The sequence below is a fragment of the Candidatus Villigracilis sp. genome (genome assembly GCF_057083605.1).
In genome coordinates, this window is the sequence record NZ_JBXMTI010000079.1 from 1 (window position 1) to 11,477 (window position 11,477).

An 11,477-nucleotide genomic window follows, 5' to 3' on the forward strand; every position below is an offset into this window, starting at 1 on the left:
CCGCGTGTGGTGCGGATCAGGAAGGCATTCATGTTCATGAAGATGCGAATCAAGAAGTCTTTCATTCAAGCCACTCAAACAAGTATTTTACTTCATGATCAAATTGGAGTTTTTTTGAGGAAATATATATATTTTTCATTGAAAAGCCTGTCTTTCGTGACCTTGTCCTTGGGTTTAAGAGATAAGTTCGAAAGTTCCATCCAAATGCAGATAGAAGGATTCCACTTTTAATTTTGGGAATAACACCTTGATCTTGGTTTGCGCATCCATCAGGTCGTGCTTGTGACGTTTATAAGTCCCGTCACGCCCGTAGGCGCGGCAATCTTCGTGGTTGATCAGGCAAACTGTTTCAATGCTGTGGATCTGGTCCGCGAGTTGAACGTATTTCAAAACCATTTCATAATCGTGCACGCCACCCGCTAATGAAATGATATCAAAGTTGTCATATCCAAAGCGGACCGTGATCCACGGTTGCAGGAATTTTTGCAGGCGATAATCCATGCAATGGACGACTAATGCATCGCAATGGATGATGGGTTTGGATTTTTTCATGAACTCTCAATTAAGCCTGGTGGTCGAGTAGGTCGAGGCGATAGCCGAGACCGTACACTTGCACCGTACGCAAGTACAGGTGTCGAGACCACATACTGGAATTTTATTTTTACTTTTAATTGCTGGTTTCGATATGAGCGAGAAGAGCACTCGCTCTACTCAACCAGCGAGGCAGCTATAAAACTTCACCTTCGCTGCGTTTCAAGAACTGTCCATCCCCTCGTTTGCCCAACCATTGGTCACCGGCCACGATCAATTTGCCGCGCAGGAAAACTTTTTCGGGATAACCTTTTAATTCCCAGCCTTCGTATAAATTGTAATCAGTGCGCTGGTGCGATTTCGCCACGCCATAATTCACTTTTTTATTCGGATCCCATATCACAATATCCGCATCCGCGCCTACCAGCAGTGACCCTTTGCGCGGATATAAGCCAAATATCTTCGCAGGGTTGGTGCTTGTCAATTCAACAAATTGATTCTCAGTGATTTTGCCTGTATTCACACCTTGAGTCCATAGGACGGGCAAACGGTCTTGAATACCAGGCAAGCCGTTTGGTATCTTTGTGAAATCATTTTTACCAAGCTCCTTGCCTGCAATTATGATCTTATTTCCTTCATAACTAATCGGCTTCGTGCCGTCAAAGAAAAATGGGCAGTGATCCGTGCCAACAGTTTGGATGATGCCTTCGTGTAAGCCATCCCACAACCTCGCGTTATCTTCTTCCTTTCTCATCGGCGGCGAGCAGATCCACTTTGCGCCATCGGGGCGGCGCAAATGATCCATGGTGAAAAACAAATATTGCGGACAAGTCTCGCCCATGGCTTTGACGCCGCGTTCGCGCACGTATTTGAGCATGTCCACTTCGCCGCCCATATTCATGTGGACGATGTAAACTGCCGCATCAGACTCTGCGGCCATGCCTGCTACTCGTAAAGTCGCTTCCACTGCTCCCCAGCCGGGTCTGGTCAACGCGTGCCATTCGGGTGAGGTATGCCCTGCCGCCAGCGCCTGCTCAACGAGCGTATCAATCACATCTCCGTTTTCGCAATGAGCCATTACTAACATGCCGTTTTCCCTGGCAATCTGCATGGCTTTGAAAATACTGCCATCGTCAATGCGTAATCGTCCGTTGTAAGCAGTAAAGACTTTCAGAGTCGTGATGCCCATCTCACGCAGGGATGGAATCTCCTTGGCGATCTTGTCATTGAATTGCGTGAGGTTCATGTGGAAAGAATAATCAATAGCGGCTTTTGCGGCTTTTTCCAGCCACAGATCCACGGAATACTTGAAATCACCATCACCCCAACCCCTCACCCAAGGGGTGAGGGGAACAAAATCCATAACAGTGGTTGTGCCGCCAAACGCGGCGGCTTTGTGACCTGTGTAATGGTCGTCGGATGAAACGGTGTCGAACATCGGCAAATCCAAATGGACATGTGGGTCCACGCCGCCGGGCAGGATCAGCTTGTCAGTGGCATCCACCAGTTGATCAGAATCAACTTCCAGATTAAGTCCGAGGCGGGCGATCTTTTCATCCTCAATCAAAATATCTGATTGAAATGTATCAGCGGCGGTAATCAACGTTCCATTTTTGATCAGAATTTTCATGGCGTTCCTCTTTCCTCCTTATTTTATACCGAAAACGAATCTGATATATAATGCCCGTAACGGGTATAATTTTCCAAATGAATCCAAAGCGTTTTATTACCCTCTTAACCCTTGTTGGTTTGCTCCTGCTTGGGTTGTGGCTGCCAGTGAATGCCGCGCCCAGTGTGCAGCAGTTTTCCACGCCCACCCCGGGGCCAGATGGCCGCATCATTTATATTGTGCAGCCAGGTGATAATTGTTTTCGCGTGGCGGCTATAAATAGTATCTCCGTGGAACAACTTCGCCAGCTAAATGCAAACCTGGATGAGAACTGCACGCTGATTGAAGGACAGGAATTGCTGATCGGGATCATCTCTGTAGCGGCGACTCCTGCTGCCGGTGCATCTCCCACACCCGGGGCGCCGACGGTCACTCCTACGCCTTTATCTGGTACGACAGAAGTTTGCGTTTTGCTGTTTGACGATGTAAATGGCAACGCAATGCGTGAGGCAACCGAACCTGCTGTGGCGGGAGGCGCCGTCAGTCTGACGGAAATTAATGGCGAATATTCTGCTACTCAGGATACGATCATCCCAGCCGACCCTGAAGCGTATCAGGGAATATGTTTCACCGATATCCCCGAAGGGAATTACAACATCACAGTTGGTAAACCTGATAATTACAACCCGACCACGGAGTTGAATTATTCATTGGATGTAAACGCAGGTGACCGCGCCTCTGTGGATTTTGGGATCCAATCCAAGGATGTGGTGGTGGACCCCGGAGCGGCAGAAGAAAATGGGAAAGGCACCTCGCCACTACTTGGCATTTTTGGGGCCCTTTTCCTGCTTGGTGGCGCTGCATTAGGATATTATGCGTGGCGCTCCGGTAAACCTGAAAGCAAACTTTCGGGCGGTGGCTTCCTGAAAAGGTGAACGATGTAGCGCAGGATCAACCCTGCGTTATTTTGAATGTTTTTCGATGGATGGGGGAGTAACCTAGCTCGGCGATCTTCGATCTATGCCAGAGTGTGCCGTAACCTTTGTGGCGTGAAAAACCATACTCAGGATATTTTTCATCCAGTTCGATCATCAATGCATCACGGGCGGTCTTCGCAAGAATGGATGCGCTTGCAATGCTCAATGAACGCTGGTCCCCTTTGACCAGCGCGGTTTGTGAAATATCCAATTCGGGGAGTTCGAGGCGGAAATCTGTCAGTAAAAAGTTGGGGGTGAGTGAGAGCATTTCCAATGCACAGCTTGCGGCAAGCCTTGTGGCTGGTACGATGCCCATCAAATCAATATCCTCTGCGGAGGCAAAGCCAACTCCCCAAGCAAGGGCGGCTTCTTTGATGATGGGCGTAAGTTGGTAGCGCTTGCGGGGCGTCAACTGTTTGGAATCGCGTGCACCGCTCAAGGTTTGAGAGAGAAGCGGGTTGTCATCTGGCAGGATCACCGCACCCACGCAGACAGGTCCAGCCAGGGCGCCGCGTCCTGCTTCATCCAGCCCTGCAATATGTTTGTATGACAGCCAGAGTTGTTGCTCGTGGGAGAGGTCAGGGTTTGAGATCATACTTGCCGCGTATTGCATTGAGATGAATGCGGAAGATGTCGCCGATCATGCGCAGGGCATCGCGGATGGCATTGACCTTACTATCCGCGTCGAAATACCAATCGATTGGGATTTCTTTGATCCTGAATTTTTTTCGGCGGGCGAGATAAAGAAGCTCGATATCAAAGGACCAACCTGTAAGCGTTTGCTGGCGGAAAAGATCTTCGGTGATTTCTGCACGAAAACATTTGAAGCCGCATTGGGTGTCATTCAACCCCGGCAGAATGAATAATTGGATCACAAAATTAATGGCGCGCCCGCCCAAATGTCGATAGGATGGCTCGTTATAACGGATGGCACCTGGTGCTTCGCGTGAGGCGATGGCTATATCGAAATTATTCAAAGCAGGGGGGATGAATTTTTGAACTTCTTCAATCGGCATCGAGAGGTCGGCATCACAAATAAACCGATATTGGCCGTGTGCTGCCAACATGCCGAGGCGCACAGCGTTGCCTTTACCAGGTTGTTCTTCTTTATAAACAATCAAGTTTGGTTGGTGCAGGGCAAATTCTTGCGCGAGCTCAAGTGTGCGATCTGAGCTGCCGTTTTCAACAATGATGACTTCGTATGAATAATTTTGTTTCTCAAGAAAAGAAAAAATCTGCCCAAGCGTGCGGGGCAGGCGGCTTTCTTCATTATGGGCCGGTATGACTATGGATAGGAATGTAGTGGACAATTCGAGTTATTGGTTGAATGAAAAGAGAACAGCGCCAAACCCGATCAGAATACAAAATTCAATGATCGCCATGCCAACCAGCAAAACGAGCTGGGCATTGGTCATGCCGAATGTTCTTTTGACAGGCACAGGTTTTGGAGCGGGCAGTGGAATAGCTGGGTTCGGTTCGCGCAAATTTGGCGGAACAGCCTGCTGGGCGGATGTGGCGTTATCTTCTTCAAATGCAAAACCGAGGTCATTAGGGTCGAAGGATTTTGAAGGTTCGGAAGCATTGAAGATGGCTTGGGCACGAGAGACAGGTTGCTCTGGGGGAGGGGCTGCTTCTCTGCGCAGGCTTGGGTCCATGATCTGGTCTGCAAGATCATAGATCATGCCGGGAGACATAACGGGGCGTGCCTGCAAAAGCGAAGTGGCAAATTGCTTGATCGCATCACTTCTGACCACGCGCGCAACGGGGCGCAGCGATTCGATTTGCGCACCTGGGTCACTTGCGATCAAAACAGGCTCTATCGGCGCGGATAGATTGAATTTATTGATCTCCAAATATTTTTGAAAAGCGCGGTTCAATTGTGCCAGGCGGCTCAACAAATTAATGCTGGCAGGTTGTGTGCGTCCATTGCTGACTGTATTCCATTGATCCCCTTTGGCCTCAAAGAAACCCTTTGCATTGGTTACATAAATAACGAAGATACCACCCGTCCCAACCAGAATGATCGGAATCACGATCTCACTGTTTGGCAGGGTGAAATTGCGGATTAAAACAAATCCTTTTTCAAGCATGCGATCCAATTGTGCGATCACTGCTTTTTGAGCCTCAAGCTCGGCATACCAGTTCAATCCGTACTTCAATGTCCCCTGGATACGGGCCACAAAACTGATATTGCCATTTTCGTCTTGCAACGGGGTTTTATCAATAATCTTCATCAAAAATTCACTTAAAAGACCGGCATATCCTCAAGCTCATCACTGGCTGCGTTTTCACGTGTGGCAAGAAAATTATGATTATTATCCTTCACCACCAGGACGGGTTTTCCAACTTCGAAAGTACCTGCAAGCAGTTCCTTTCGTGTGCCGGTGACATATTGTTCACCTTTTTGAAGGCGTTCCAAAAGTGTTTTGCGGTCTAATAATACACGATCTGAAAATGTTGCGCCCCGCCGTTCATATGCACGAACTAATGTGATTTGCCCATTTTTGATACGGACTGCTTCGATAACGCCGTCAATCTTTTTTGCCATATTTGTCCTCTGGGGTAATTTTAGCACACACGCTTTAAAATATTAGAGACACAAGCAATCGAGTTAACTCTAAGCTTGTGTCTCTTTTTTGCTTTCAGTCGGGGCGAGAGGATTTGAACCTCCGACCTCTTGCACCCCATGCAAGCGCGCTAGCCGGACTGCGCCACGCCCCGATTTAGTGATTGGATGAGGTTGTCAGACTCGACATTGAAAGCGCCACGCGCTAGCTCTGTCTTTGACACTGCAACCACACCCCGATTGAGCGAAGCGGATTATAGCCTTGTTTCTTTTTTCTGGCAAATCGAATTTTCTTTCCCATTTCTTATCTTACAGCCAGGTGCTTTCTTCGGTCTTTATGCTAAAATATAAGTATTGGAGTTCCTATGTCAGATATGGTTGAAGTGATCATTGATAGTATTCGTGTGCACTTAATGGCACCGCAGCGCGTGGTCGTTCTTAAGCAGATCAATACCGAACGCTATCTTACCATTTGGGTTGGCCCCTACGAAGCGGAGGCAATCACCGTCGCTTTACAGGAAGTTGAAATGATGCGCCCGCTGACGCACGACTTGCTCAAAAATATCTTTGGTGCTTTCAATGCCCGTGTGATTCGCGTGGAGGTTGTCAAATTGCAGGATGATATTTTCTTTGGCAACATCGTTGCAGAAGTGGATGGGCGCGAGATCCATGTTGACTCTCGTCCCTCGGATGCGATTGCAATCGCTGTGCGTGCGCACGTACCCATCCTTGTCCATAGCAGCGTGATGGATGCGGCCAGCATGACGCCCGATCAGGATATGCCCGAGACCACCGCTCCCGCTAGAAATGAACCGCCGCCTCCGCTATCCGAAGAAGCCAGTGACAGATTATCCGTATTCAAGGATTTCATTGACAAGCTGGATATTGATAACCCCGACAAAGACAAACCCGATTCAGACTCAACGTGAAGCTGATACACCCAAATGACAGATTATTTTCCCCCCGAAGATTCAGCTCCCGCCCCCGCCAGCCCAATATCAACGGTAGTCCCGCATAGCCGGGAAGCCGAAGAAGCAGTTGTAGGGGCGGTGTTGATTAACTCCGAAGCCTATTACGACGTTGCCCAATTCCTGGCTGCTGATGATTTCTATATTCATCGCAATAAATGGATCTGGGAGGCATTTGCCCGTTTGCACGAGCAGCGCATCCCCGTAGACTTGCTGACCCTGGCCGAAGAATTGGACCGCGCAGGTCAGCTTGCGGAGATTGGCGGATCTGCCTATCTCACTTCGCTGATCAACCAGGTCCCGACTTCTCTGAATGCAGAAGCATACGGGCGGATCGTGGAGGAGAATTCAATCCGCCGCAAGATGATCAATGCGGCGAATCAAATTGCGTCTCTGGCGTACAAAGGTAACACCATAGACAACGTCATGAACGAGGCTGAAAAAGCCGTGTTCAATGTCAGCGAAAAACGGCTAAAGCATGACCTGTTACCGATTCGTTCTGTCCTCTCCGCTTATTATGACAGAATAGATGACCTCTCCAAACGACCCGATGATTTTCATGGAGTGCCCACAGGCTTTTATGATCTCGATAAATTATTGGGCGGTTTGCAGCCATCTGATCTGCTGATCATCGCGGGCCGTCCTGGTCAGGGTAAAACTGGTTTCCTGCTTTCGATTGCAAAGAACGCGGCACTGACACATAAGAAACATGTTGCTATCTTTTCCTTGGAAATGTCCAATGAGCAGGTGGTTCAGCGTTTGATCGCACAGGAAACAGGTATTGACTCGCAGCGCCTAAGGACAGGGAAATTGCAGGAGAGCGAATGGCCCCTGTTCACCCATGCCATTGAAGTATTTTCTGACACCCATATTTACCTCGATGATACGCCTGCCATCACGCCTCTCCAATTAAGAACCAAATGCCGTCGTCTGCATATGGAATTCGGTGTTGACCTCGTGATTGTCGATTACTTGCAACTGATGGGCGGTGACACTCGCAACGACAACCGTGTGCAGGAAGTCTCGCATATTTCACGCAGTTTGAAAGTGCTGGCGCGTGAGTTGAATGTACCTGTGCTCACGGCTGCGCAATTAAGCCGTGCTGTGGAACAACGTACTGATAAACGCCCTGTGCTTTCGGACTTACGTGAGTCGGGGAGTCTGGAGCAGGACGCCGACATTGTCATGTTCATTTATCGTCCTGATCAATATGAAAAGAATTCCGATAAACAGAACGTGGCCCAGATCCTTGTTTCCAAACATCGCAATGGCCCCGTGGGTGAAGTGGAATTGATCTTCCGCGGCGCGTTGGCAAAATTCGAGAACGCCGCCACGAAAGTGTTTAGACCAAATGAGTAGCCCTCGTCATTGCGAGGAGAGTGTTCGTCTCGACGAAGCAATCTCCCTCAATCTAGTTGGGGATTGCTTCGGGGCTATCGCCCCTCGCAATGACGAAAGACACACACTATGAATTCCTTCAACGGCTTCACCTCCTCTGAAGCATTTACCCAGCTGCCTGATTCGTTCATCCGGTTGATGAATGAGATCGACGATATTGCCGAATTGAAGGTGACCCTTTATGCCATCTGGCGCATCGAGCATATTGAAGGCAACTTTCGAGCATTGTGTGAAACGGATTTCGAGGCTGAGTCGCTTGGGTTGAGTCTTGATGAGATTCAGCGCGGGCTGGGAAAAAGCGTTGAGAGGGGAACCCTGCTCAAAGCTCGCCCTGAGCGTTTAGTCGAAGGGGCGGAGCACGAAGCGGATGTTTTCTACTTCCTCAACTCGCCGCGTGGACGTCTTGCAGCGGAGGCGTTTGCAAATGGTCAATGGCGCGAGGCTGGCAGGATCATGTCTGAACCTTTGAAAAAATCCAATGTGTTCAAATTGTATGAAGAGAATATTGGTCCGCTGACACCTTTATTATCAGACATGCTGCGTGAAGCTGAAAAAAAATATCCGAGTGCGTGGTTTGAAGAAGCCTTTGAAATCGCCGTGAGTCGCAACATCCGCAATTGGAAATATGTGCAAGCGATCCTGACGCGCTGGAAGGAAAATGGGAAAGATGAAAGAAAAGATCGACAAGACCCTGTCAAAGATGCAGACCGATACACCGACAGCGAGTTCTCAGAATTTATCAACCGAGAGTAATCTTGTGAAGACCCTTGGCGATCCGAACTGCCCACACTGCGGAGGTGCGGGCTACGTGCGTTATGACGTGCCAATTGGGCATGAGAAGTTCGGCAAATTGGAATCATGCGTATGCCGCGCAAAAGATGTGGCTGAAAGCGCGCGTTCGCGTTTGTTCGCCATGAGCAACTTGAATCGGCTGAGTCACTTAACATTTGAAAACTTTAATGCTTCTGGAAATGACAGAGCCAAGTTCATGTCTGCGCAGGACCGCGATAATTTGCATAAGGCATTTGAATTTGCCGAAGAATTTGCACGCAATCCCAAAGGCTGGCTTTTGCTCGAAGGCGGATATGGTTGTGGCAAGACTCACCTTGCGGCGGCGATTGCCAATTTTGCGGTGAATAATGGCACACCCACTTTATTCATCACTGTGCCAGACCTGCTGGATTCATTACGCTTTGCTTATGCTGACCCTGAAACTACATTTGAACAGCGCTTTGAAGAGATCCGTAATGCAGAATTATTGATATTGGATGACTTCGGCACGCAGAATGCCACGGCCTGGGCGCAGGAAAAATTATTTCAGATCATCAATTATCGTTATATCAACAAGCTGCCCACCGTCATTACGACTAATTTGATGTTGGATGAAATCGAAGGTCGCATCCGTTCGCGTTTGCAGGATGAAGATTTTGTGAATCATATTATGATCACCGCGCCAGATTACCGCCGTCCTGAAGAGACCAGCAACCCTGGTATTTCCATGCTCTCGCTGCCAGAGATGAAAGCGATGACCTTCAAGACTTTTCAAATGCGCGAAGATGAGATTGGGCAGGAAGCGGTCACCACCACAATCACGGAAAAATCCGATAAGTTTGGAAATAAATATAAAGACAAAGAGATCACCCGCATCAAGGTGACAAAAGAAGATGTGAGGACTCTGCACGAAGCCTATAGTGCAGCGGCGGGCTTTTCTGAAGAACCGAATGGCTGGCTTGTATTTTTGGGTCAATCGTTTAGCGGCAAGACTCATCTTGCTGCCGCCATTGGAAATTACCGCATCGCGCTTGGCGGCCAGGCACTGCTTGTGGAAGTAACAGCCCTGCTCGATTATCTGCGCCAAACTTTTCGCCCCAGTTCGGATGTCTCATTTGACAGACGCTTTCACGAAATCCGCACCACGCCTTTATTGATCCTGGATGATCTAAAAGAAAGCGGCGCAAGCTCGGTTTGGGCCGAAGATAAATTGTATAGCGTGTTAAATTATCGCTACAATGCACACTTGCCCACTGTGTTAACTTCCACCATGCGTCCTGATTCCTTTGCGCTTAGTTACCCTAACTTATGGAACAAACTGCTGGACCCATCCAAGTGCCAGGTGCTTGTGATCAACATGCCGCCCTACCGCCGCGTGGTGAAGGGCAGCAAGGCAACTTTACAGAAGAAGAAATAACACTCTGGAGTCAGGCAGCGAGCTGCCTGACAAATCCATCAGCACTCGCAGGGCAGTGAGCCGATAGACTCCAGAGCTATTCGTTCAAGCCGCCGTCCTCGGCGGCGAGGTTAGCGAAAAAAGATGATTGATGAACAGGCTGCGAGTTCAGTGTGAACTCGCAGCCTGTTTTTTGTTACAAAGTGCCCACAAGGGTATACTAGGATAATGAACACACTTCCCATCCCCTCTTTTTTTGAACCAGCCCGCGTTGGCGAAATTTGGAAAGTGGATTACGAGTCCCGCGCAAACGATGCCCGTGACTGGGCGCTTCAACATGACCTCAAGCCTGCTTCTGCCTCGAAGAAAAAGATCTGGCTGATGCTGGTCGACGTGCAAAATACATTCTGCATCCCGAACTTCGAATTGTTCGTCGCCGGGCGCAGTGGACGCGGCGCAGTGGACGATAACGTCCGTTTGTGCGAGTTTATCTATCGCAATTTGGGGAGTATTACACAGATCAGCGCCACATTGGACACTCATCTTTCACAACAAATATTTCACGCGCTATTCTTTGTGAATAAGGATGGCCATCATCCCGCGCCATATTCCGTCATTCAGGCAGAGCAGCTGGAACGGGGAGAATGGACTTTCAACCCGGCCCTGGCACCGCAGTACAAGATCACACCCGAATACGGGCAGAAGATGATGATCCACTATGCTGAAACATTACGCAAACGCGGCAAATATGCGCTGACGATCTGGCCTTATCATGCCATGCTGGGCGGAATCGGTCATGCACTGGTTCCAGCCGTGGAAGAAGCGGTCTTTTTCCACTCGGTTGCGCGGCTTTCACAACCGAAATTTGAGGTAAAAGGGAACGAACCTTTCACAGAGCATTATTCTGTCATCGGCCCGGATGTGACGAAAGGGCCAAAAGGCGAAACACTTGGAAAGCACAACCCTGCCTTTGTAAAGGAATTGCAGAATGTGGATGCCCTGATCGTAGCGGGGCAGGCCAAGAGTCATTGTGTGGCATGGACGGTTTCCGATCTGTTGGATGATATCCGTGCCATTGACCCGGACCTTGTCAGTAAGGTGCATTTGCTCGAAGATTGCACCTCCCCGGTTGTTGTCCCGGGTGCGGACTTCACCGACCAGGCCGATGAGGTATTTGAAACTTTTGCAAATGCAGGAATGAAGATCATTAGATCAACAGACCCCATTGAATGATCTATTACGCGTAATTTATGAAGTTGGA

General features: G+C 49.1%; 12 protein-coding genes and 1 tRNA gene. 6 read left to right on the top strand and 7 right to left on the bottom strand.

The genetic code is table 11. The features are described from left to right. Nucleotides 1–174 precede the first annotated feature (174 nt). Both AC14M5_RS12060 and hydA read right to left on the bottom strand, forming a co-directional pair. Nucleotides 175–552, bottom strand: a complete 378-nt coding sequence (locus AC14M5_RS12060; protein WP_484029914.1) for a carbonic anhydrase — start codon at nucleotides 550–552, stop codon at nucleotides 175–177. A gap of 175 nt (nucleotides 553–727) precedes the next feature. Continuing rightward, on the bottom strand, nucleotides 728–2,161 hold the full coding sequence (gene hydA / locus AC14M5_RS12065) for a dihydropyrimidinase (protein WP_484029915.1): 1,434 nt from the start codon (nucleotides 2,159–2,161) through the stop codon (nucleotides 728–730). A 77-nt stretch (nucleotides 2,162–2,238) separates the two neighbouring features. On the opposite strand from hydA, the gene AC14M5_RS12070 reads away from it, so the two are divergent. Beyond that, nucleotides 2,239–3,075, top strand: a complete 837-nt coding sequence (locus tag AC14M5_RS12070; RefSeq protein WP_484029916.1) for an SdrD B-like domain and LysM peptidoglycan-binding domain-containing protein — start codon at nucleotides 2,239–2,241, stop codon at nucleotides 3,073–3,075. A 16-nt stretch (nucleotides 3,076–3,091) separates the two neighbouring features. On the opposite strand, the gene AC14M5_RS12075 is transcribed toward AC14M5_RS12070, so the two are convergent. The 5 genes from AC14M5_RS12075 to AC14M5_RS12095 form a co-directional block, all read right to left on the bottom strand. Further along, on the bottom strand, nucleotides 3,092–3,712 hold the full coding sequence (locus AC14M5_RS12075; protein WP_484029917.1) for a ribonuclease HII: 621 nt from the start codon (nucleotides 3,710–3,712) through the stop codon (nucleotides 3,092–3,094). Beyond that, on the bottom strand, nucleotides 3,696–4,427 hold the full coding sequence (locus tag AC14M5_RS12080) for a dolichyl-phosphate beta-glucosyltransferase (RefSeq protein ID WP_484029918.1): 732 nt from the start codon (nucleotides 4,425–4,427) through the stop codon (nucleotides 3,696–3,698). The genes AC14M5_RS12075 and AC14M5_RS12080 overlap by 17 nt, the downstream gene beginning before the upstream one ends. Before the next feature lie 6 nt (nucleotides 4,428–4,433). Beyond that, the gene (locus AC14M5_RS12085) at nucleotides 4,434–5,351 is read right to left on the bottom strand and encodes a nuclease-related domain-containing protein (protein WP_484029919.1); all 918 of its coding nucleotides are present in this window, start codon (nucleotides 5,349–5,351) and stop codon (nucleotides 4,434–4,436) included. Between the two features lie 11 nt (nucleotides 5,352–5,362). After that, nucleotides 5,363–5,665 (bottom strand): hypothetical protein, encoded by a 303-nt coding sequence (locus tag AC14M5_RS12090; RefSeq protein ID WP_484029920.1) that lies wholly within the window; start codon nucleotides 5,663–5,665, stop codon nucleotides 5,363–5,365. A gap of 98 nt (nucleotides 5,666–5,763) precedes the next feature. Continuing rightward, nucleotides 5,764–5,838 (bottom strand) — tRNA-Pro (locus tag AC14M5_RS12095). A gap of 210 nt (nucleotides 5,839–6,048) precedes the next feature. Between AC14M5_RS12095 and AC14M5_RS12100 the strand changes: the two genes are divergently transcribed. The 5 genes from AC14M5_RS12100 to AC14M5_RS12120 all read left to right on the top strand — a co-directional run bounded on the left by AC14M5_RS12100 (nucleotide 6,049) and on the right by AC14M5_RS12120 (nucleotide 11,449). Next, on the top strand, nucleotides 6,049–6,612 hold the full coding sequence (locus AC14M5_RS12100) for a bifunctional nuclease family protein (RefSeq protein ID WP_484029921.1): 564 nt from the start codon (nucleotides 6,049–6,051) through the stop codon (nucleotides 6,610–6,612). Between the two features lie 15 nt (nucleotides 6,613–6,627). Next, nucleotides 6,628–8,010, top strand: a complete 1,383-nt coding sequence (gene dnaB, locus AC14M5_RS12105; RefSeq protein WP_484029922.1) for a replicative DNA helicase — start codon at nucleotides 6,628–6,630, stop codon at nucleotides 8,008–8,010. Nucleotides 8,011–8,118: 108 nt separating this feature from the next. Beyond that, the gene (locus AC14M5_RS12110; RefSeq protein WP_484029923.1) at nucleotides 8,119–8,802 is read left to right on the top strand and encodes a DnaD domain-containing protein; all 684 of its coding nucleotides are present in this window, start codon (nucleotides 8,119–8,121) and stop codon (nucleotides 8,800–8,802) included. Beyond that, nucleotides 8,717–10,237: an ATP-binding protein gene (locus tag AC14M5_RS12115; RefSeq protein WP_484029924.1), complete on the top strand. Its 1,521-nt coding sequence runs from the start codon at nucleotides 8,717–8,719 to the stop codon at nucleotides 10,235–10,237. The genes AC14M5_RS12110 and AC14M5_RS12115 overlap by 86 nt, the downstream gene beginning before the upstream one ends. Nucleotides 10,238–10,444: 207 nt before the next feature. Continuing rightward, nucleotides 10,445–11,449: a cysteine hydrolase family protein gene (locus AC14M5_RS12120; RefSeq protein ID WP_484029925.1), complete on the top strand. Its 1,005-nt coding sequence runs from the start codon at nucleotides 10,445–10,447 to the stop codon at nucleotides 11,447–11,449. Nucleotides 11,450–11,477: the final 28 nt, after the last annotated feature.